Origin of the sequence: Prosthecodimorpha hirschii (assembly GCF_001305515.1) — a bacterium.
Classification (GTDB): Bacteria; Pseudomonadota; Alphaproteobacteria; order Rhizobiales; family Ancalomicrobiaceae; genus Prosthecodimorpha; species Prosthecodimorpha hirschii.
The window spans coordinates 3,664,158-3,684,306 of sequence record NZ_LJYW01000001.1; the positions used below are offsets into that span (position 1 = coordinate 3,664,158).

Consider the following 20,149-nt stretch of genomic DNA (forward strand, 5'->3'; position numbering starts at 1 on the left):
GCCCTCGGAATGAAGGCGGTCCGGCATTCGGGGCATGGCGGCGGGGCCGGCCGGTGCATGAACGGGCCGAAGGTGCGACGGCGGCGGCAGATTTTTCCTTAGGAGAAAGCAAGGGGGTCCTGTATAAGCGCCCTCGTCCATGGCAGATGACGACGATTTTCGATCCACGACATCACGCTTTCGCTTTGTCGGTGACAATTCGTGTCGTTTTCCGATCCTTGACGGATCAGACGCAGCCACGGTCATCCGTGTGATGATCCGTCAACCGGGCTTATGTCATTGCCGCTTGCGTCATGCCCTGGAGGCCACCAGCTGGCTTGTCGAACCTGACAGGTCCGACGGCCCCACTCGCCCAAAGCGATCGGACGGCGCTGCCGCAACGGCCGCCCCGCATTCGCCTTCACCGTCCCTTGGAGTCCACACCCTCCCATGAGAATTCCGAATTTCGCCGAACGTCGCCAAGCCGCCGCCGCCGCCCAGTCCAAGCTCCTTGACAAGTTCAAGGCGGGAATCGACCCGAATGATCCCGCCGTCGTCAGCCGGGCGGAAGCCCGGAAGGCGGTCGCCGAGGCCCGCGCCGTGCGCGAGGAGACGCGCCGCCGCGAAAAGATGGCTGCCGACGCTGCCAAGGCGATCGAGGACGAGAAGGCCCGCCTGCAGGCGATCGCCGATGCGGAAGCCGAGGCCGTCAGGCAGGAGGCCGCCCGACAGGAGCAGGAAGCCGAATTGGCGGCCGAGGAGGCTCGCAAGAAGGAAGCCCGGGACGAACGCTATGCGGCGCGCAAGGTGCGCAAGCAGCAGGGCGAAGACAATCGCCATGTCCGCAAGGCCGTTCGCCGCTGACACCGGCCGTGCTTGATCCGGGAAGGCCGACGGTCGGCGCGCCGCCCGGTCATGCCTCTGTCGGACACGACGAGATTTCGTTTTTCAACGGCCCGGGGCGCCAGCGTCCCGGGCCGTTCGCGTGACGCAACGCGCCATCCGCCAGGCTCTGGCCGGCCGGACGGACCACGCCGGTGCCGCCGCCGGATCGGCGTGATCGCGCGGCAACCGCCGCCCCGAACTGGAGGCCGGCGGGGCCGATATCCGGCGACAGGGCGACGAGCCCGGAAGCCGGCGGGCGGTCCGACGATCGCTCCGCGATCGCTCGCTGCGCCGGACCGCCGGGCCGTGACCGGAACCGCGCGCGGACGGCAAGACCGCGAGAGGCGCGCGGGAGGCCAGCCGGCTCCGTCGTCAGTCGACGGTGACCTGCGTGAAATCCTGCATCCAGCTCTGCACCGGCACATAGCCCTTCACCTTCGGCGAGAAGGCGCGCGGGTTCAGGTCATGCACGATCCACAGCCACGGACTTTCATCGACCAGGATCTCGTGGGCCTTGGCGAGCAGCTTTTCCTGCTCCTTTTCGTCGAAGGTCACCGAAACCTGGTCGATGATCTTGTCGTAGTCGGGACTGGACCAGTGCATCCAGTTGCTGGCCGTGGGCGTGAAGGCGTCCGTGTGGAACCACCGGTACCAGACCGACGGATCGGTCCAGGTCAGCGAGATGTTCATCGCGTGCCGACCCTTGTTGATGGCGCTGTCCGGCCCCTGCCGGAAGCCGAGCAGCATGGTGCCCCATTCGACCACGTCGAACTCGACCTTGAAGCCGACGGCTTCGAGATTCTGCTGGACGAGTTCGTTCATCGGGATCGGCAGCATCTGGCCGGAACCGGACGTGGAGATCATGATCTTCACCTTGGCCGGATTCTTCTCGTCGTAGCCGGCCTCCTTCATCAGCGCCTTGGCCTTTGCCGGGTCGTAGCCGAACCGGATCTTCGGCTTGCCGAACTGCACGTCGTCCGGGCCGACGAAGCCATAGGCCGGCGTGGCGGTCCCGTTCAGGAAGCCGACCAGGCCGTCGCGGTCGACCGCATAGTTGGCGGCATAGCGGACCCGCTTGTCCTTGAAGGGACTGTCCGGCTCGACCGACAGCGCCCAGGGCCAGATATGCGGGTAGAGCTTGGTGGTGATCTTGTAGCCGGCCTGTTTCAGGCTCGGGATCGCATCCGGCGGCGGCACTTCGATCCAGTCGACCTGACCGGAGCGCAGCGCCGATAGCCGCGTGTTCGCCTCCGGCATCGGGAAGAGGGTCACCTTGTTGACCTTCGGCACCCGCTTCGGGTCCCAATAGTCGGCATTCTTGGCCAGTTCGATCGAGACCCGCGGCGTCACCTTGGTGATCTTGAACGGGCCGGTGCCGGCCGGCGCCTTGGCGAAGGCCTCCCAGCTCTTGCCGACCTTCTCGAACTGGGCCGGACTGGCGAGCGGCAGCCAGACGACGATATAGAGGAAGAAGGCGGTCGGTTTCTTGGTGTAGATCGCCACCGTGTAGTCGTCGATCTTCTCCCACTTCGCCACCTGCGGCGCCCGCGCCCGCGCGATACCGGAGGCCGCCGCCTCGAACTGAGGCGACTTGTCGTCGAACAGCCGATCGAAGTTCCAGATGACGGCATCGGCATTGAAGGCCGAACCGTCGTGGAACTTCACGTTCTTGCGCAGTTTGAAGATCCACTTCGTCTTGTCGGTCTCGTCGACCTGCCAGGATTCGGCAAGGCCCGGACGCAGGCCGGCACGCCGGTCGACGGCGTTGGCGAGGTCCCAGTCGACCAGGGGCTCGAAGATCGGATAGCCGGCGAAGCGCATGCCCTCGGCGCCGTTGTTCGGCATGCCGGTGGTGGTCGGCACGTCCGCGGCGGTCATGGCGATCCGAAGATGACCGGGCTCGGCCAGGACCGGGCCGGCGACCATCTGGATCAGGGCCGCTGCGGTGACGAATGTCTTCCAATGGCGCATCGCGATGTCCTCTCAGATCGGGGGAGCCGGCGACCGCCGTCAGCGTGGCGGTCGCCGCAAAGCTGCGATATTGTATCCAAAGCAATCGTCATGCCACGTTTTGTCCACCAACCGTCGGCGGGCGCAGGGCAACGTAGCCGGAAGCGACGACGATCAAGGCCGCACCGGCGAGTGCAAGGCCATCGGGAACCTCGCCGAAGGCGACGTAGGCGATCGCGGCAATGAACGGAAGACGGCCGAAATCCAAGGGCATGACCACGGACGCCGGCGCATTGCGGAAGGCGAGCAGCATCGACATGCGGCCGCCATATATCACTGCGGCCATGGCAACGATCCAGCCCATTGTACTCAATGATGGCGTCTTCCAGACCCAGACGGCCGGGATGGCGCTCATCACCACCGGGATGGCGGTCATCATGGCGGCGGCGCGGCGCATGCCCTCGACGCGGGTCAGCTGCTTGGACAGCACATAGAGCGCGGCCATGCCGACGGTCGAGATCAGGACCGCCACCATGCCGGCATCGAGCGCCGTGAAACCAGGGCGAACGATCAGGATGACGCCGGAAAACCCGGCCAGAACGGCCAGCCAGCGCTCGAGTCCGACCTTCTCGCCGAACATCACGCCGGCCAGCGCGGTCACCAGGATCGGCGCCGCGAAGGTGACCGCCGTGGCCTCTGCCAGGGGTACGTTGGCCAGCGCATAGAACCAGCTCAGATTCGAGATGCCGCCGAAGATTGCCGTAAAAGTGTACAATCGCCGCCTCGTTGGGCGATGGATCGGATCCGCACGCTCCTTGAAGGCAGGCCAGACGACGGCCAGGATCAGGGTGTTGGCCATGAAGCTGATCTGAAACGGATGCAGATCGGCCGCCACTACCCGGACCGCCGAATTGCCCACGCTGAGACAGATCGTGCTCGCAATCATCCAATAAATACCGATCTTTACGGCGTTCTCGCTCACCCTGTCGCCCTCGCTCCGCATCGTCACGCCGCTCCCGGTCCGTCGTCCCCGCAGGGGCCTGCGGGGGTGCCCGAAGGGATCCGTGCATTCCGCCGCCGTGGCGGCCCCGATGGCGCGTGCCTTGCAAGGCGCAGGCCCGGATTGCATCCAATCCGGCACTCTGCCTGTTTCAATCGAGGAGACTTTCGATGGCCGACCTATCCGTCGACCGGCAGCTCGCGGCTGCCGGGCTGAAGCTGCCGCCGGGCGATGTGGAGAAGCTGGCCGCGCTCGCCGCCGATCTCGCCGCCGCCGCCGCGACCGTCCGCCGCGACTGGTCCTATCTCACCGAGCCCGTGCAGGCGCTTCGGCTCTGGAAGAAGTGAGGCCCGCCGTGACCGACCTGTGCTTTCTGACCATCGCCGAGGCCTCCAGGCAGATCGCGGCGCGCAAGCTTTCGCCCGTCGAACTGACCCGGGCCTTCCTGGAGCGCATCGAGCGCTACGACGCCGGGCTCAACGCCTACATTCTGGTGACCGCCGACAAGGCCATGGCGGATGCCCGCAGGGCGGAAGCGGAGATCATGGCCGGCCGGTCACGCGGACCGCTGCACGGCATTCCGATCGCGCTGAAGGACATCTACAACACCGCCGGCATCGCCACGACGGCGCATTCCGCTCTCTTCAAGGATCACGTCCCCGCCGAGGATGCGGTCACGACCCGGCTGCTCGCCGAGGCCGGCACGGTCCTGCTCGGCAAGACCGCGACCTGGGAGTTCGCCATCGGCGGCACCTCCTTCGATCTGCCCTGGCCGCCGGCGCGCAATCCCTGGAATCCGAAGCACGATCCGGGCGGGTCTTCGTCCGGGACCGGCGCCGCCGTGGCGGCGGGCCTGGCCATGGCCGGAATGGGCACCGATACCGGCGGTTCGATCCGGTTTCCGGCCGCCTGGTGCGGCATCGCCGGTCTGAAGCCGACCTACGGGCTGGTCAGCCGGCGCGGGATCCTGCCGCTGTCCTTCAGCCTCGACCATGGCGGCCCGATGTGCTGGACCTCCGAGGACTGCGCCTTGATGATGCAGGCGCTCGCGGCCCACGATCCGCTCGACCCCGGCAGCGCCGACGTGCCGATCCCGGATTTCGCCGCCGCCCTGTCGCCAAGCCTGAAGGGGCTGCGGATCGGCGTGCCGCGCCACTTCTGGGAAACCGACGTGGACTGCGGCGCTGAGACCAAGGCGGCGATCGAGGCGGCCCTGGAGGTCTATCGCGCGCTCGGCGCCGAGATCGTCGAGGTGACGCTGTCCCCGCTCGGCACCTACAACGACACCGGCACGCTGATCTCGCGCTCCGAAGCCTATGCCATCCACGAGCAGTATCTGACCAGGACACCGGAGCTCTACGGGGCGATCGCGCGCCAGCGCATCAGCATGGGGGCGCTCGTCCGCGCGCCCGACTATGTCAATGCGCTGCGCCTGCGCGGCGAACTGATCCGCGAACTGGCCGCCGTGATGACCACCGTGGACGTGATCGTCACGCCGACCACCCCGGATCCGGCGCCGCTCCTCGGCGAGGTCGCCGCCTTCATGTCGAAGCGGAAGTCGCTCTTCTCCCGCGCCTTCAACGTGACCGGCTCGCCGGCCCTGTCGACGCCGTCCGGCTTCTCCTCCGACGGCCTGCCGCTGTCCATGCAGATCGTCGGCCGGCCCTTCCAGGACGACCTCGTGCTCAAGGTCGGCCATGCCTACGAGAAGGCCACCGCCTGGCGCGACCGCCGGCCGGTCATCGCCGAACCCTTTGCCGCCGCTGCCCAATAGCCGCATCCCGCGCCCGGCGGTCGGCCGCCCGCGACCCAGCAATCGCCGCCCGGCCGCCGAACGTCCCATCGCCCGCCCACCGTCCAACCCGCAGGAGTTCCGCCATGCCGGACCCCATCACCAAGGAAGCCTTCGCGGCGATCGTCGCCGATCGCGGCCTCACGCTCTCCCCCGAGCGGTTCGAGGAATTCTACGCGCTCTATCCGCTCGTCCGGGAGATCCGCGCGCGCCTGAGAAATCCGCGCGGCTACGACGCCGAGCCGGCCTCGATCTTCAGCCCCGGAGCCTTTTGAGCCATGAGCGACCCGACCTTCCTGACCATCGCCGAGGCCGCCAAGCTGATCAAGGCGCGCAAGCTGTCGCCGGTCGAACTGGCCCAGGCCTGCATCGCCAAGACCAAACGCCTCGACAACGTGCTTTGCGCCTATGTCGAACTGACCGAGGACATCGCCCTCGCGGCCGCCCGCACGGCCGAGGCGGAGATCGCCGCCGGCGGCTGGAAGGGGCCGCTGCACGGCATCCCGATCGGTCTCAAGGACATCTACGACACCGCCGGCACCCGCACGACCGGCCATTCCCGCCTGCTTGCGACCCGCGTCCCGGATGAGGACGCCACCACGGTGACCAAGCTGCGTCAGGCCGGCTCGGTCATCACCGGCAAGCTCGGCACCTTCGAATTCGCGATCGGTGGCCCGTCGTTCGACATCCTGACCCCGCCGGCGCGCAATCCCTGGAATCCGGACCACACCACCGGCGGATCGTCCTCGGGTTCGGGCGCCGCCGTGGCGGCCGGGCTGGTTCTGGGTGCCATGGGGACCGATACCGGTGGCTCGATCCGCGGTCCCTCGGCCTTGTGCGGCCTCGCCGGCATCAAGCCGACCTACGGGCTCCTGTCGCGCAAGGGCATCCTGCCGCTGTCGCAGTCGCTCGACCATGCCGGGCCGATGTGCTGGACCTCGGAAGACTGTGCGCTGATGATGCAGGCGCTGGCCGGCCACGATCCGGGCGATCCGGCCAGCGCGCGGGTGCCGATCCCCGACTATGCGGCGGAGATCGGCAAGCCGGTGCAGGGGCTGCGCATCGGCGTCATCCGGCATTTCCACGAGACCGACAATCCGGCGACGCCCGAAGTGCTGGCCGCGCTCGAGGAGGCGATCAGGGTCCTCGGCGGGCTCGGCTGCGAGGTCGTCGACGTGACCCTGCCGCCGCTCGCCGACTTCGCCGCCGTGGGCGTCACCATCATGGCGTCCGAGGCCTTCGCGATCCATGAGAAGACCCTGCAGGCGAGCCCCGAGCTCTATGGCGAATTCGGTCGCGATCGCATCACCATGGGGGCCTTCTTCACCGCGGCCGACTATGTGGCGGCGGGCTACAAGCGGCGCGAACTCGCCGCCAAGGTGGCCGAGGTCATGAAGACCGTCGACGTTCTGATGACCGTCGGTTCGCCCTTCCCGGCCCAGCCGATCGACGCCGTGCCGAAATACCTGTTCTTCCGCACGCCTTCGCTCACCATGCCGTTCAACGTCACCGGCCTGCCCGCGCTGTGTGTCGCGATGGGCTTCTCGTCGACCGGCCTGCCGCTGTCGATGCAGCTTGTCGGCAAGGCCTTCGCCGAGCCGGTCCTGTTCGGCCTCGGTGACGCCTACGAGAAGGCCACGCCCTGGAAGAGCCGCCGGCCGGCCATGGCGCTTGCGGCGTGACGGGCTTCCGGCCGGCATCCCCGGCCGGACCCTGCCGCGACCGCCGAAATGCGACGGCCCGCACCGGGTAGCCGGTTGCGGGCCGTATCACGTCGGGCGGGACATGCACTGCGGTGGACCCACCGGCCGCGGGCGCGGCTCGGTCGGAGGCCGCGTCGTCAGGCATCGGCCAGCATGGCGAAGCGCTCGGCCTTGGTGTCCATGCGGAAGCAGCGCGCCGTATGGGTCGGCGAGAAGGCGGTCGGTTCCGGCAGGGCGAGCGTGCAGGAGGTCGCGGCGAAACGGCAGCGCGGCGCGAAGGAGCAGCCGGCCGGCGCCTGGCCGAGACTCGGCGGCGCGCCCGGGATGGTCTCGAGCCGCTGGCCGCGCTTGTCGCCGGACAGCATCGAGTCGAGCAGCCCGTTGGTGTAGGGGTGGCGCGGCGTCTCGATCATGTCGATGGCGGTGCCGGTCTCCACGAAGCGGCCGGCATACATGACGGCGAGCCGGTCGGAGACCTCGATCGCCGCGCCGACATCGTGGGTGACGAAGATCACCGCCATGCCGAGTTCCTTCTGCAGCTTGCGCAGCAGGAGCAGCACCTGGATCTGGACCGTCACGTCGAGCGCCGTCGTCGGCTCGTCGGCCAGCAGCACGCTCGGCCGGCACGAGAGCGCGAGCGCGATCATGGCGCGCTGGCGCATGCCGCCGGACATTTCATGCGGATAGGCCTTGAGGCGGCGCCTGGCGCTCGGAATCTGCACCATGTCGAGCAGGTCCAGGGCCCGGGCCTCGGCCGTGCGCCGGTCGCAGCCCTCGTGCCGGCGGACCGTCTCGGCGATCTGCTCGCCGATGGTGAAGACCGGATCGAGCGCCGTCATCGGTTCCTGGAAGATCATCGAGATCGCGCGGCCGCGCACGTCTTCGAGCCGGCTCTCGTCGAGCCGCGCCACGTCATGGCCGGCCACCACGACCTTGCCGCCGACCTGGGCGTGGTCGGGCAGCAGCCGCATCAGCGCGCGCAGCGTGACCGACTTGCCGGAGCCGGATTCGCCCAGGATGCCGAGCACCTCGCCGCGGCGCAGCGAGAAGGAGACGCCGTTGACCGCGTGCACGACCCGTTCGCGCGACCGGAAGGTCACGGTCATGTCCTCGACATCGACCAGGGCGTCGGAGGCGGCCGGATCGGCAATCGGCCGGGCACCGTGGAGCTGGGCGACGAAATGGGCGTGAACGTTCATTCGGCGGCCTCCAGGCTGGAAACGGGCGCCGCTGGCGCCTTGCTGTGGCCGGACCCGGCCGTGTCCATGTGGCAGGCGACGGCATGGTCGACGCCCTCGCCGATGGCCGCCAGGATCGGCGTCCGGTCGGCACAGACGCCTTCGGCGAAGGGACAGCGGGTCCGGAAGCGGCAGCCGGAGGGCGGGTTGATCGGGTTGGGCGGATCGCCGGTCAGCGGCGGCGCCTCCGTGCGCCGGCGTGGGTCGAGCGTCGGCACGGCCGAGAGCAGCGCACGCGTATAGGGATGGCGGGGCTGGCGGTAGAGTGCCTCGACCTCGCCGATCTCCACGATCCGGCCGAGATACATCACGACGACGCGGTCGGACATGTAGCGCACGACGTTGAGATCGTGGCTGATGAAGATGTAGGTGAGGTTCAGGTCCTGCTTCAGGTCCTGCAGCAGGTTGAGCACCTGGGCCTCGACGGACTTGTCGAGCGCCGACACCGCTTCGTCGAGCAGGACGAGGCGCGGGTCCATGGCGAGCGCGCGGGCGATGTTGACGCGCTGGCGCTGGCCGCCGGACAGTTCGTGCGGATAGCGCCGGGCGAAGAGATGCGGGGCGAGACCGACGCGGGCGAGCAGGTCGTGGGCCCGCTCGCGCGCCTCGGTCGCGTCGCGGCCGTGGGCGATCTGGCCGAAGGCGATGATGTCGGCGATCTGCGCGCGCGGATTGAGCGACGAATAGCTGTCCTGGAACACCATCTGCATCTGCCGGCGCAGATCGCGCACCGAGATGCCGCGCAGGCCGCCGACCGGATCGCCGTCGAAGACGATCGTCCCGGCATCGGGCTCGATCAGGTGCATCAGCAGGCGTGCCGTGGTCGACTTGCCGCACCCGGACTCCCCGACGATGCCGAGCGTCTCGCCCTTCTTCACCGCGAAGGAGACGCCGTCGACGGCCTGCACCACCGGGCGGCGGGTGAAGGGCAGGCCCTTCAGCGGGAAATGCTTGCGCAGCCCCTCGACGATCAGCAGCGGCTGGGCCGGCCCGCCGCGGTCGCGCGGTTCGGCCGCCGGGCTTTTCGTCGAGGGCAGATCGGCAGACGGTTTCATGCTTCGCCTCCTCAGCGCGGCAGCCGGACATCCATGGCGGACCGGAGCCCGTCGCTCATCAGGTTGAACGCCATCGAGGTGATCAGGATGACCAGGCCGGGCAGCGCGGCATTGACCGGATTGACGTAGATCGACTGGCGCAGGGCATTGAGCATCGAGCCCCATTCGGCATTGGGCGGCGCGACGCCGAGGCCCAGGAAGGACAGCCCGGCCGCCAGGATGATCGACAGCGAAACCAGGCTGGTCGCATAGACCAGGATCGGCGAGAGCACGTTGGCGATGACCTGGTGGCGGATCACCATGGCGAGGCTGGCGCCGGTCGCCCGCGCCGCTTCGACGAAATCCAGGCTGCGGACCTGGGTGGTGACGCTCTCGCTGACCCGCACGACCGGCGGAATGAACACGATGGTCAGCGACAGGATCATGTTGCGCACGCCCGACCCGAGCACGCCGCAGATGGCGATGGCGAGCAGCACGGACGGGAAGGCGTAGAACACGTCCATCGTCCGCATCACCAGCGTGTTGACCACCCGGCCGCCGATGCCGGCGACGATGCCGAGCGTCGCGCCGATCAGCGTCGCGACGATGACCGGCGTGACGCCGGTCAGCAGCGTCAGCCGCGATCCATAGGCGAGCCGGGTCCAGAGATCGCGGCCGACCTCGTCGGTGCCGAGCCAGTGGTTGGGCGTGCCGATGGGCTTGAGGCGGTTGGCGACGCGGCCGACATAGGGGTCGTGGGCGGTGATCAGCGGGGCGAAGATGGCGACGAGGATCACCGCCAGCAGGATCGCGGCGACGACCAGCGTGACCTTGTCGCGGGCCAGGCGTTCGCCGACCAGGCGCCAGTAGCCCTTGCCGGCGACCGGGGCGGGGATCGATATCGCCGGAGCGGCGGCTGTGATCGACATCGGGGCCTCCCGGTTCAGCGGCGGATGCGCGGGTCGATGGCCGCCTGGAGCACGTCGACCGACAGGTTGATGAGGACGAAGAAGAAGGACAGGACCACCACGGTCGCCTGCAGGACCGGGATGTCGCGCCGGAAGATGGCGAGGTTCATCAACTGCCCCGATCCCGGCCAGTTGTAGACGGTCTCGACCAGGATCGAGCCGCCGAGCAGGTAGCCGAACTGAAGGCCCATCAGCGCCATGGCGGGCGGGGCCGCATTCTTCAGGACGTGATAGATGATCCGCTTGCGGCGCAGGCCCTTGCCGCGCAGGGCCGCGGTGAATTCCTGCCCGTTGATCTCCAGCACGGTCGCCCGAACCAGCCGGCTGATCACCCCCATCGGGATCAGCGACAGGGTCGCGACCGGCAGGATCATGTGGGTCACGTCCTCCCAGCTCTGCGGCAGGCCGCCGGACGGCCCCATGCCGGTCGCCGGCAGCCAGTTGAGGATGACCGAAAACAGGATGACGGAGACGATCGCGCCCCAGTAGTGCGGCATGCTCACGCCCGTGATGGCGATCGCCGAAGCCAGCTTGTCGATCCAGGTGTCGCGGTTGAAGCCCGCCACGGCGCCCAGGAAGATGCCGAGCGCGAAGCCCAGAACGGCGGCCGGGATGGCCAGCACCAGCGTGTTCGACAAGGCGCTGATCAGCTGTTCGCGCACCGGTTCGCCGGTGAACACCGAATTGCCGAGATCGCCGACGGCCACGCGGCCGAGCCATGTGAAATATTGAATGTAGAGCGGCTGGTCGAAGCCGTATTTGGCCTTGATCTGATCGACCAGTTCCTTCGGCGCTTCCGGCGGGAGAAGCAGATCGAGCGGGTTGCCGGGCACCAGATGGATCAGCCCGAAGGCGATCAGCGAGACACCCAGCAGAATCGGGATCGTGTAGAGAATGCGGACCAGGGCATAGACGAGCATCGGCACTGTCCTTGCGAAGGCGGGCCGGCAGGACCGGGCCGGGCTCTGCCGCGGAAGATCGACCGGCATCGGCCGCGTTCGGCGTATCGGCCAGGATCGGATCCAGCAATCGTCATGCCAGACGATGGGATGCAATCACGCCCGAGCCCCGTGTCCGTCGATCCCCCGCCGTGTGGGGCAGGACTCCGCGCGAATCGCATGTCCTCCGAATGGGGCCGATGGACCCGCGGCTTCGCCCATAGGACCCCGCATCCGAGGATATTGTATCCATAATGATCATGGGACGATCATCGCCTGATCACGATGGCGGCACCCTGGGCGGCGGGCCGGCCACGGCCCTGGCGATCGCCGTCGCCCGGCGCCTGCGGAGATCGGCCTCGGCCCGGCTTCTTCCGTAAGGCAATCGGTCGGAATCCCGGCCGCAATCGGGGGGAAATGGCGAATGGCTGGCCCTGAAGGCCGGGGTTCCGTTCCGTCCGCCCGGCCGGCACGACGGAGCCCGCCGGTCGCCGTTGATGCACAAACTTCTCGCAGATCGCATTATTGTATCCAGTCAAGACGGTGCTACCCTCGCCGGTGCCGTCGTTTCGCGGCGCTTCACGGCTGGCCGCTTCACGGCGGGCCGGCTTCGGCCCGAAGGCTGTTCCGGATGACCGATCTCGCCGTTCCTTCCCCGCGCAACGAGCGCACGGGCGTGATGCTGATGCTGGTCGGGATCGGTCTGTTCTCGATCGTCAATGCCGCCATCAAGGAACTCTCGGCCCAGGTCTCGATCACCCAGATCATCGTGTTCCGCAATTTCGCGGCCCTGATTCCGATCGTCATGATGGCCGGCACGATGGGCGGACTGCGCGTGCTGAAGCCGTCCCGGTTCGGGCCGCAGGTGGTCCAGGCGCTGCTCTTCTTCCTGACCCTCTACGGCTATTTCTTCGCCTACAAGCTGATGCCGATCACCGATGCGACGGCGATCTCCTTCGCCCAGCCGCTGATCGTGGTCGCGCTGTCGGCGCCGTTCCTCGGCGAGCGGGTGTCGGCGGCGCAATGGACGGCGGTTTTGATGGGGCTCGCGGGCGTGCTGCTGATGGTCGGCCCGAGCGGCGAGAGCCTCAACGTCGGCGCCCTCTGCGCGGTCGCCGGGACGCTCGCCAGCGCCATCTCGATGCTGCAGCTGCGCCGGATGACGGCCACCGACCCGTCGATCGCGATCCTGTTCTGGACCATGGCGATCTCGGGCGCCGCCGCGCTGCCGCTGCTCGCGGTCGGCTGGGTGACGCCGACGCCCTGGCAGGTCGCCGCCCTGGTCGCCACCGGCATCGCCTGCGGGATCCTGCAATATCTGACCACGCTCGCCCTGCACCACGCCAGCGTCGCCGCCATCGCGCCGACCCGCTACACCGGCATCGTCTGGGCGCTGGCGATCGATGTGGCCTGGTTCGCCGTCACGCCGTCCCCGGCCGTCCTGCTCGGCGCCGCCGTCGTGATCGCCGCCGCCGTCCTGGTTCTCCGCAGGGAGGAGTCCTGACCGGGGCCTTCGACCGAAACCCAAACCGGAGCAGACCCATGCACAAGATCGCCATTCCCCCCTTTGTCATCGATCGCGTGATGCAGCGGCGCGGCCGCCTGCATGTCTTCGACCGGATCGATCCGGTCCGGACGGCCATGATCGTGGTCGACCTGCAGAACGGCTTCATGGCGCCGGGCCAGCCGTCCGAGATCGCCAATGCCCGCGAGATCGTGCCGAACGTCAATGCCATCGGGGACGCGCTGCGCGCGGCCGGCGGGCAGGTCGTCTATATCCAGAACACCGTGACCGACGCGACGCGCGCGAGCTGGGGGACCTGGTTCGACCATTTCATGGAGCCCGGTCTGCGCGGCCGGATGATCGAGGCCTTCACGCGCGGCAGCTTCGGCCACGCCATCTATCCGGACCTGACCGTGCAGCCGCAGGACTGGGCGATCGAGAAGGAGCGCTTCGGCGCCTTCGTGCCGGGCTCGTCGGACCTCCACGAGAGGCTCCAGGCCGCCGGCATCGACACCCTGCTGATCGTCGGCACGGCGACCAATGTCTGCTGTGAATCCACCGCCCGCGACGCGATGATGATGAACTACAAGGTCGTCTTCCTGTCGGACGCCAATGCCTGCCGGACCGACGAGGAGCACAACGCGACCCTCGGCAACATGCTGGCCCTGTTCGCCGATGTCCGTTCGACCGAAGAGGTGGTGGCGATGATCGAGGCCGGCGGAGCGGCGGCGCTGGCGGACGCGGCCGAGTAGTCTGCCGGCCCAGGCGGCAACGACGCCCGGCCTGCAACGGCACCGGGGCGACAGCGGCGCCGGGGCGAACGGCCGGGGCCCGTTTCGACCCCTGCCGGCAGAGGCGGGCCGGGGCCGGCACGCTCGGTACCCGAATTGGATCCAGATCGGCGAGGCCGGGCCGCCCTGCTGGCGGTCCGGTCGACCGGCACCGGCACGCCCTACCCGGCACGCCTTTCGAAGGCCGCCCGCGCGCCGACAGGCGCCGAAAGCCCGGCCGGGCGACCGGATCGAGGGATGCGGGGGCCGATCAGGCGGCGGGGCGGACCCGCGAGGCCTTTTCCGACTTCTTGGCCTCGACCTTCTTCCACTGCTGCACCAGCCTGCGGCCGGCGCGGTAGATGTGCTCGCGTTCCAGCGCCTCGGCGCGCGCGGGCTGCCGGTTGAAGATGGCGTCGGCGATTTCGACGTGATCCCAATGCGCCTGGGTCAGGAATTCGGCGTCAAACCACTGGAAGCGGATATGCGCGATGATCGGAACGTCGCGGGATTTCCGGATCAGGGCGACCAGATAGGGATTGTCGGCAGCCTGGTGGATGATCTGGTGGAACTGTTCGTTGAGATCGGTCCAGCGGACGCGGGTCTCCTCGGTCCACTGGTGCTCGTCGACCAGTTGGGCCGATTCGCTCAGCACCCGGTGCATCTGGCCGCGTTCCTCGTCCGAGAATCCCCGTTCGGCGGCGAGGCGCGCCGCGAGGGCTTCGAGCGCGATGCGCACCTCGTAGGTCGCTGCGATGTCCTTGGAGGAATAGCTGCGGACGGCGTAGCCGCTGTTCGGGGTGTAGTCGAGCAGCCCCTCGGCGGCGAGCGTGGACAGGGCGCCGCGGATCGGGGTGCGCGAAACGCCGAGGGATGTGGCGAGGTCGATCTCGTTCATCCGCATCCCGCCGGCATATTCCCCGTTCAGGATCCCATTGCGAAGAGTGCGGGTGACGGCCTGGCTGCGCGTTGCCATAGGGTACCTGTCCTCCTCCCCGAACCCGCCTTGCGGGCCGTGCATTCCACTCGATTAGGGCCCGGCCGCCGCGTCTTGCCGCATGTCGGCCGCAGGATCCGGGCCCGCCATCTAGCCGAGCCGGCGCGCCCTGTCCAGTGTCCAATCGCCCAATCGTACGCAATCCCGAAACGGTCGGATCAGCGCGCCGGAATCTCACGAAATTGCAGCATTTTCGGCCTATCGGACTTGCGCGGCGGTGCCGGCGAGGCTACTGACCTCTGTATTCAATACTGCCTCAGCCACCTGCTGGTATCCAATCCGTAAAGTTACGCAGCGGCCTCGCCAGGGATGCTCATGCCAGACCACCGACAGGGCGCCGTCTCCGGACTCTGGAGCCGTGGGCGCCGACAGGCCGCCGAGCGATCGAGCCTCCTGCGCGGACGCTGGGACGACATCCCCGCCAATGTGCGCGGAATCGTCTGGATCCTGCTCTCCGGCATATTCTTCACCGTGATGTCGGCGCTGATCAAGGTGCTGGGCACCCGAATACCCATTCTCGAGATCCTGTTCGTCCGCCAGGCGGTGCTCTCCCTGTTCGTCGCGCCGACCGTCCTGCGCTCGCCGATCCGAGCTTTCCGCACGCCCTATCCGGGCCTGCATGCGCTGCGGGTCACCCTTTCGGTGATCGCGATGGGCGCCGGGTTTGCCGCCATCGTGCACATGCCGCTGGCCGATGCGGTCGCGATCGGCTTCTCCAAGAGCTTCTTCGTTACCGTCTTCGCCATCGTGATTCTCGGCGAGACCGTCACCCGGCAGCGCTGGTTCGCGACGGTTCTTGGATTCATCGGCGTGCTGGTCATGATGCGGCCCTCCACGGAGGGTCTCGACGTCTACGCCTTGCTGTCGCTCATTTCCGCCGCCGCGGCCGGCCTGATCATGGTCATCATCCGGCGGCTCGCCCAGAAGGAACAGCTGACCACCGTGATGGCCTATCAGTCGATCGGGGTCGGACTGGTCTTCCTCGTCCCGGCGGTGCTGAACTGGGTCCCGCCGACCGGTTCCGAATGGCTCCTGATGGTCGCGGTCGGCCTGCTCTCCGGGGCCGGCCAGAGCCTGAACTTCGCGGGCTTCCGCGTCGGCGAGGCTGCCGCCGTCGCCTCGGCCGACTATCTCCGGCTCGTCTATGCGAGCGGTCTCGGCCTCTGGCTGTTCGCCGAGGGACCGAGTCCGGCGACCCTGTTCGGCGCGGCGATCATCGTCGGAGCGTCGGTCTATTCGATCGTCTACGAGCGGTCTCGAGCCGTCCGGCGGGCGCCGGTCGCCGGACCCGCCGGCGCCCCGGCCGAGTGAGGTCGGCGGCCCGGGGTTTAGCGGTCAGGGTGCCAGCGGCCCGGCGCCCTGCGGCCCGGAGACCGCAATCCCGTCATTCCGCGGCCTGATCGAGGGGCTTCGGGGCGGCCGCCTGCGCGGACGGGGCCGGCTTCGGATCGATCCGGTCGAGCAGCCGGAGGATCGGTCCGGCACTGACCATGACCAGCACGATGCGCACGATGTGGTGCGCCGCGACGAAGGCCACGTCGGTGTGCAGCGCCAGGGCGACGAGGCTCATCTCGGCGAGGCCGCCCGGCGAGTAGGCGAGCATGATCGGCACCATGCCGTGGCCGGTCAGCCGGCCGAGCCCCCAGGCGAAGGCGACGGTCACGGCGAGCAGGATCGCGGTCGAGCCGAGCGCGATCCGCAGCACGCGCAGGATCGCGGCCGGCGGCGTGCCGGCGAAGCGGCAACCGAGCACCGTGCCGAGCACCATCTGGGCGGTGTTGACGATCTCCCGCGGCGGCGCGAAGTCGGTGATGCCGGCGACATGGATCGCCGCGGAGGTCAGCATCGGGCCGAGCAGGTAGGGGCCGGGCAGCCCGAGCCGGCGGCCGGCCCAGGCGCCGGCGAAGCCGCACAGGATCATCAGTTCCAGGCCCGACCAGGGTGCCGCCGCCAACCCCGCACCGAGCTGGCTGCGGTTGCCGATCGAGACCCCTTCCAGCCACTGAACCAGGAACGGCAGGGTGAACACGATCATCAGGATGCGGGCCGAATGGGCGAGCGCGATCGTGTTGTGATCCGCCCCGCGCTGCTCGCCGAGTTCGATCATCTCCACCAGCCCGCCGGGCATGCCCGAGAAATAGGCCGTCTCGCGATCGAACCCGGCGACCTTGTGCAGGTAGACGATGCAGGCGAGTGCCGCGACGGCCACGAACAGGGCGAGACCCAGCATGGTGGCGAACCACGTACCGATGTGATCGAGCATGTCGGGCTTGAAGGATGCGCCGAGCATGATGCCGATCACGGCGGTCATCGGCGGCCGGATCACCGCGGGGGCGGCGACCGGCAGGCGCAGCAGCGAGGCGATCGTCAGCATCGACATCGGTCCCAGCATCCAAGGCAGCGGGAGCCGAAGCCAGGCGAAGACAGAGCCGCCGCACCAGCCGATGCCGAGCGCAACGAGGAAGCGCAGGTACGGGAAGCGGGCGGGCGCGAAGGCGGCCACGAGGGCGCGCAGGGAAGCGATGCGGTCTTGCAAGCGAAATGTCTCCGGTCAGCGCGTCTCCTCCGGGGCCGCAGCATCCCTGCGCCCCGAGCCATAGGCAAGGACGGTCGACGCCAGGATGACCAGGGTGCCGAGCAGGACGGCCGGGGTCGGCACGTCGCCGAAGGCGACGAAGCCGATCACGATCGCCCAGATCATCTTGGTGTAGCTGACCGCCGAAACCGCCGCCGCGCTGGCATGGTAGAGCGAGCGCACGGTCAGATACTGGAAGGCGCCCGAGGCCAGCCCCATGGCGATCAGGCCGGCCAGTTGCGCACCGCTCGGCATCACCCAGGAGAAGGGCAGAGTCGGCACCATGGTGGCGGCCGAGATGCCGAGCGTCCAGACGACGACCGAAATCGAGGTCTCGGTCCTGGAAAGCCGGCGCTGCATGATCATCGAGAAGGCCGACAGGACCATGCCGGAAAAGGCCAGCGCGGCGCCGAAGACGGATCCCCGGCCGGTCGGATCGACCATCAGCAGCACCCCGGCGATGCCGACCAGAACGGCGCCCCAATCGCGCCAGCCGACCCTGTCGCCGGCGAGCGGTGCGGACAGGAGAGTGACCACGATCGGCTGCAGGAAGGAGATCGCGGTGGCGTCGGCGAGCGGCATGATGTGGTAGGCGCCGAACATCAGGACCAGGACGCCGGTCCACACCAGTGCCAGCAGGATCTGCTCGCGCGGCCGTGCCGTCCGCAGCGCCGGCAGGCCGCCCATCCGCCTTGCCATGACGAGCACCGGGATCAGGGCGAAGGCGTTGCGGAAGAAGATGATCTGGTTGATCGGAAAGGTCTCCGACTGCCATTTCACCGCAGCGTTGAGCAGCGAGAAGAGCGCGATGCCGAGCGCCATCAGCAGGATGCCCCGGCGCGGGTCGCGCGCGACCCGGTCGATCCGCGGCGCATCGATCGTGGTCGCCGTCATGGCGATACCCTTTCAATAGGTCAGGAACATGCGCTCGATCTCGGCCGGGTCGGAGGTCCGGGTCAGCGCCAGCGAGAGCAGCAGGCGGGCCTTCTGCGGGTTGAGATTGTCGGCGATCAGGAACCCCATCTCGCGCAGGCGCTTGCCGCGGAAGGTGCGGCCGGAGCCGGCCCGGGTCGACTGCACGACCACCACGCCCTTTTCGGCCACTGCCGCCTTGAGCACGTCGGCGTCGCCCTGGCCGGCGAAGCCCGGCGCGAAGCCGGCCGACACCACGCCCTTCGCGCCCGCCTCGACGAAGGCCCGCGCGGCGGTCCCGTCCGAGCCCGTATAGGCATAGACGATGTCGACCCGCGGCAGGGCGTCCAGGGCGCGGATGTCGAACTCGGTCTCCGGCGCCGCCCGCCGGATCGGCTTGCGGTAGAACACGATCGTATCGCCGTCTGCATGGCCGAGCACGCCGAAATCCGGCGACCGGAAGGTCTGCAGGCGGAAGGTCGAGGTCTTGGTCACCTCGCGCGCGGCGTGGATCTCGTCGTTGAGCAGGACCAGAACCCCGAGCCCGCGCGAGGCCGGCGCGGCGGCGGTCCGGATCGCATTCGCGAGATTCATGCCGGCATCGGTCGACAGCGCGGAGGCCGGACGCTGCGAACCGACCACCACGATGGGCACCGCGACCTTGGCGGTCAGCGACAGGAAATAGGCGGTTTCCTCGAGGCTTGCCGTGCCGTGCAGGATGACGATGCCGGCGAGGTCGGGGGTCTTGGCGACCAGGTCGTCCATCATCAGGACGAGGTCCTTCCAGACCGCGAAGTGGATGTTGGGGCTCGGCACGGCCTTGTAGCGGACCGGGATCACCTCGGCATGCGCGTGCACCTCCGGGAACTTCGCCACCACCTCGTCGGCATGCAGCATGCATTCGTTGGCGCCGTAGTCGAGGATGTCGAACGGCCCGACACCGATCGAACAGATGGTCCCGCCGGTTCCGATGACGGCGACTTTGGGCTTCTGCATGGTCTGTCCTTTGAGGGGCATGCCGTCGGGCCGACGGGCGCGGACGGCCGTTGCGGGCCCGCGGATGACGGGGAGCGCGCGGGCCGGGAAATCGGGAGGGGGAAAGGCCGCCCGCCGCCCCTCGCGGGCAGCGGGCGGTCAGGTGTGCCGACCGAGGGGGGCGGCCGGCCCGGCGGCGGTCGCGCCGCCGCGGATCACTCGGCGGCGAGCTTCAGTCCGGCATTGCGCTCCAGGCAGGCGATGGTCTCGTCCGTGGACAGGATGTCGCCGAAGGTCAGGTAGAAGGCGATCAGGGCGGCGTTGTGCTCTTCGTCGTTGGCCGCGGCATTGCCGTCGGTGATCATGATCGTCTTGAAGTTCAGCATCATGGCGTCGCGCGCGGTCGTCTCGCAGCAGACATTGGTGACGGTGCCGGTGATCAGCAGCGTGTCGATCCCCAGCCGGCGCAGGCGCAGTTCCAGATCGGACGAGCCCTGAATGAAGGCCGAGAAGCGCGTCTTGCGCACGATGTCGTCCTCGGGCTTCACGTCGAGATCGGCCCAGAGTTCGTTGCCGAGCGTGTCCTCGGACATCGAGCGGATGCGGTGCGCGCGCTTGTCCGGCACGGTGTAGTCGTGGAGGATCGACCAGGAGGTGAAGCACTCGTCATAGTGGGTGTTGCGGATCCAGAAGACCTTGCCGCCGGTCCCCCGCACGGCCGCGGCGAGCCGGTTGACGTTGGGCACGATCTCGCGCGCCGTCGGACAGACGGCATGGCCGACGCCATCCATCATGAAGCCGTTCTGGAGATCGACCACCACCAGGGCGGTCCGGGCCGGGTCCAGGTCGGCGAAGGGATGGGCCGCACCGCGCCGGGCGACGACCCGGTCGACGACCGATTGCGGGATGGAAACCGTGTGCATGGCGTA

The 20,149-nt window shown here is 68.5% G+C and carries 19 protein-coding genes; 8 read left to right on the forward strand and 11 right to left on the reverse strand.

Going from position 1 to position 20,149, the window contains the following annotated elements; genetic code table 11:
- Window positions 1–429 precede the first annotated feature (429 nt).
- Window positions 430–843 carry a DUF6481 family protein gene (locus ABB55_RS16040; protein ID WP_054359699.1) on the forward strand — a complete coding sequence of 138 codons (414 nt, stop codon included), beginning with the start codon at window positions 430–432 and terminating at the stop codon, window positions 841–843.
- A 393-nt stretch (window positions 844–1,236) separates the two neighbouring features.
- Here ABB55_RS16040 and ABB55_RS16045 read toward each other — a convergent pair whose 3' ends face one another.
- Both ABB55_RS16045 and ABB55_RS16050 read right to left on the reverse strand, forming a co-directional pair.
- Window positions 1,237–2,835, reverse strand: a complete 1,599-nt coding sequence (locus tag ABB55_RS16045; RefSeq protein WP_054359700.1) for an ABC transporter substrate-binding protein — start codon at window positions 2,833–2,835, stop codon at window positions 1,237–1,239.
- Window positions 2,836–2,923: 88 nt separating this feature from the next.
- The gene (locus ABB55_RS16050; protein WP_160321251.1) at window positions 2,924–3,796 is read right to left on the reverse strand and encodes a DMT family transporter; all 873 of its coding nucleotides are present in this window, start codon (window positions 3,794–3,796) and stop codon (window positions 2,924–2,926) included.
- Between the two features lie 188 nt (window positions 3,797–3,984).
- Between ABB55_RS16050 and ABB55_RS30410 the strand changes: the two genes are divergently transcribed.
- The 4 genes from ABB55_RS30410 to ABB55_RS16065 all read left to right on the forward strand — a co-directional run bounded on the left by ABB55_RS30410 (window position 3,985) and on the right by ABB55_RS16065 (window position 7,288).
- On the forward strand, window positions 3,985–4,161 hold the full coding sequence (locus tag ABB55_RS30410) for a hypothetical protein (RefSeq protein WP_160321252.1): 177 nt from the start codon (window positions 3,985–3,987) through the stop codon (window positions 4,159–4,161).
- 8 nt (window positions 4,162–4,169) lie between these two features.
- Window positions 4,170–5,588: an Asp-tRNA(Asn)/Glu-tRNA(Gln) amidotransferase GatCAB subunit A gene (locus tag ABB55_RS16055; RefSeq protein ID WP_054359702.1), complete on the forward strand. Its 1,419-nt coding sequence runs from the start codon at window positions 4,170–4,172 to the stop codon at window positions 5,586–5,588.
- A 104-nt stretch (window positions 5,589–5,692) separates the two neighbouring features.
- A complete protein-coding gene (locus ABB55_RS16060) occupies window positions 5,693–5,881 on the forward strand; it encodes a hypothetical protein (protein WP_054359703.1) in 189 nt (62 codons plus the stop codon).
- A 3-nt stretch (window positions 5,882–5,884) separates the two neighbouring features.
- The gene (locus ABB55_RS16065) at window positions 5,885–7,288 is read left to right on the forward strand and encodes an amidase (RefSeq protein WP_054359704.1); all 1,404 of its coding nucleotides are present in this window, start codon (window positions 5,885–5,887) and stop codon (window positions 7,286–7,288) included.
- A gap of 158 nt (window positions 7,289–7,446) precedes the next feature.
- Here the strand turns inward: ABB55_RS16065 and ABB55_RS16070 are convergent, their stop codons facing one another.
- The 4 genes from ABB55_RS16070 to ABB55_RS16085 all read right to left on the reverse strand — a co-directional run bounded on the left by ABB55_RS16070 (window position 7,447) and on the right by ABB55_RS16085 (window position 11,469).
- Entirely contained in the window at window positions 7,447–8,415 is a 969-nt protein-coding gene (locus ABB55_RS16070) for an ABC transporter ATP-binding protein (RefSeq protein WP_054362104.1), read from the reverse strand.
- Between the two features lie 89 nt (window positions 8,416–8,504).
- Window positions 8,505–9,602 carry an ABC transporter ATP-binding protein gene (locus ABB55_RS16075; protein ID WP_054359705.1) on the reverse strand — a complete coding sequence of 366 codons (1,098 nt, stop codon included), beginning with the start codon at window positions 9,600–9,602 and terminating at the stop codon, window positions 8,505–8,507.
- A gap of 11 nt (window positions 9,603–9,613) precedes the next feature.
- Entirely contained in the window at window positions 9,614–10,510 is an 897-nt protein-coding gene (locus tag ABB55_RS16080) for an ABC transporter permease (RefSeq protein ID WP_054359706.1), read from the reverse strand.
- Window positions 10,511–10,524: 14 nt separating this feature from the next.
- Complete coding sequence (locus tag ABB55_RS16085) at window positions 10,525–11,469, reverse strand: ABC transporter permease (protein ID WP_054359707.1); 945 nt, start codon at window positions 11,467–11,469, stop codon at window positions 10,525–10,527.
- Between the two features lie 649 nt (window positions 11,470–12,118).
- Between ABB55_RS16085 and ABB55_RS16090 the strand changes: the two genes are divergently transcribed.
- Entirely contained in the window at window positions 12,119–12,991 is an 873-nt protein-coding gene (locus ABB55_RS16090) for a DMT family transporter (RefSeq protein ID WP_054359708.1), read from the forward strand.
- Between the two features lie 38 nt (window positions 12,992–13,029).
- Entirely contained in the window at window positions 13,030–13,743 is a 714-nt protein-coding gene (locus tag ABB55_RS16095) for an isochorismatase family protein (RefSeq protein WP_054359709.1), read from the forward strand.
- A 289-nt stretch (window positions 13,744–14,032) separates the two neighbouring features.
- Here the strand turns inward: ABB55_RS16095 and ABB55_RS16100 are convergent, their stop codons facing one another.
- Window positions 14,033–14,782 carry an FCD domain-containing protein gene (locus tag ABB55_RS16100; protein WP_083463668.1) on the reverse strand — a complete coding sequence of 250 codons (750 nt, stop codon included), beginning with the start codon at window positions 14,780–14,782 and terminating at the stop codon, window positions 14,033–14,035.
- A 291-nt stretch (window positions 14,783–15,073) separates the two neighbouring features.
- On the opposite strand from ABB55_RS16100, the gene ABB55_RS16105 reads away from it, so the two are divergent.
- Window positions 15,074–16,069, forward strand: coding sequence for a DMT family transporter (locus ABB55_RS16105; RefSeq protein WP_160321253.1), 996 nt, complete (start codon window positions 15,074–15,076; stop codon window positions 16,067–16,069).
- Window positions 16,070–16,142: 73 nt separating this feature from the next.
- Here the strand turns inward: ABB55_RS16105 and ABB55_RS16110 are convergent, their stop codons facing one another.
- From ABB55_RS16110 to ABB55_RS16125, 4 genes are all read right to left on the reverse strand, one after another.
- Window positions 16,143–17,294 (reverse strand): AbrB family transcriptional regulator, encoded by a 1,152-nt coding sequence (locus ABB55_RS16110; protein WP_054359712.1) that lies wholly within the window; start codon window positions 17,292–17,294, stop codon window positions 16,143–16,145.
- A 15-nt stretch (window positions 17,295–17,309) separates the two neighbouring features.
- Window positions 17,310–18,227 carry a DMT family transporter gene (locus ABB55_RS16115; RefSeq protein ID WP_054359713.1) on the reverse strand — a complete coding sequence of 306 codons (918 nt, stop codon included), beginning with the start codon at window positions 18,225–18,227 and terminating at the stop codon, window positions 17,310–17,312.
- A gap of 12 nt (window positions 18,228–18,239) precedes the next feature.
- Entirely contained in the window at window positions 18,240–19,241 is a 1,002-nt protein-coding gene (locus ABB55_RS16120) for an asparaginase (protein WP_054359714.1), read from the reverse strand.
- A gap of 194 nt (window positions 19,242–19,435) precedes the next feature.
- A complete protein-coding gene (locus ABB55_RS16125; RefSeq protein ID WP_054359715.1) occupies window positions 19,436–20,143 on the reverse strand; it encodes an isochorismatase family protein in 708 nt (235 codons plus the stop codon).
- Window positions 20,144–20,149: the final 6 nt, after the last annotated feature.

Coding starts and splice junctions, on each gene's coding strand:
- ABB55_RS16075 (WP_054359705.1), bottom strand. CDS start 9,602: ATGAAACCGTCTGCCGATCTGCCCTCGACGAAAAGCCCGGCGGCCGAA.
- ABB55_RS16080 (WP_054359706.1), bottom strand. CDS start 10,510: ATGTCGATCACAGCCGCCGCTCCGGCGATATCGATCCCCGCCCCGGTC.
- ABB55_RS16085 (WP_054359707.1), bottom strand. CDS start 11,469: ATGCTCGTCTATGCCCTGGTCCGCATTCTCTACACGATCCCGATTCTG.
- ABB55_RS16100 (WP_083463668.1), bottom strand. CDS start 14,782: ATGCACGGCCCGCAAGGCGGGTTCGGGGAGGAGGACAGGTACCCTATG.
- ABB55_RS16115 (WP_054359713.1), bottom strand. CDS start 18,227: ATGACGGCGACCACGATCGATGCGCCGCGGATCGACCGGGTCGCGCGC.
- ABB55_RS16090 (WP_054359708.1), top strand. CDS start 12,119: ATGACCGATCTCGCCGTTCCTTCCCCGCGCAACGAGCGCACGGGCGTG.
- ABB55_RS16105 (WP_160321253.1), top strand. CDS start 15,074: ATGCCAGACCACCGACAGGGCGCCGTCTCCGGACTCTGGAGCCGTGGG.
- ABB55_RS16120 (WP_054359714.1), bottom strand. CDS start 19,241: ATGCAGAAGCCCAAAGTCGCCGTCATCGGAACCGGCGGGACCATCTGT.
- ABB55_RS16095 (WP_054359709.1), top strand. CDS start 13,030: ATGCACAAGATCGCCATTCCCCCCTTTGTCATCGATCGCGTGATGCAG.
- ABB55_RS16045 (WP_054359700.1), bottom strand. CDS start 2,835: ATGCGCCATTGGAAGACATTCGTCACCGCAGCGGCCCTGATCCAGATG.
- ABB55_RS16125 (WP_054359715.1), bottom strand. CDS start 20,143: ATGCACACGGTTTCCATCCCGCAATCGGTCGTCGACCGGGTCGTCGCC.
- ABB55_RS16065 (WP_054359704.1), top strand. CDS start 5,885: ATGAGCGACCCGACCTTCCTGACCATCGCCGAGGCCGCCAAGCTGATC.
- ABB55_RS16070 (WP_054362104.1), bottom strand. CDS start 8,415: ATGACCGTGACCTTCCGGTCGCGCGAACGGGTCGTGCACGCGGTCAAC.
- ABB55_RS16040 (WP_054359699.1), top strand. CDS start 430: ATGAGAATTCCGAATTTCGCCGAACGTCGCCAAGCCGCCGCCGCCGCC.
- ABB55_RS16060 (WP_054359703.1), top strand. CDS start 5,693: ATGCCGGACCCCATCACCAAGGAAGCCTTCGCGGCGATCGTCGCCGAT.
- ABB55_RS30410 (WP_160321252.1), top strand. CDS start 3,985: ATGGCCGACCTATCCGTCGACCGGCAGCTCGCGGCTGCCGGGCTGAAG.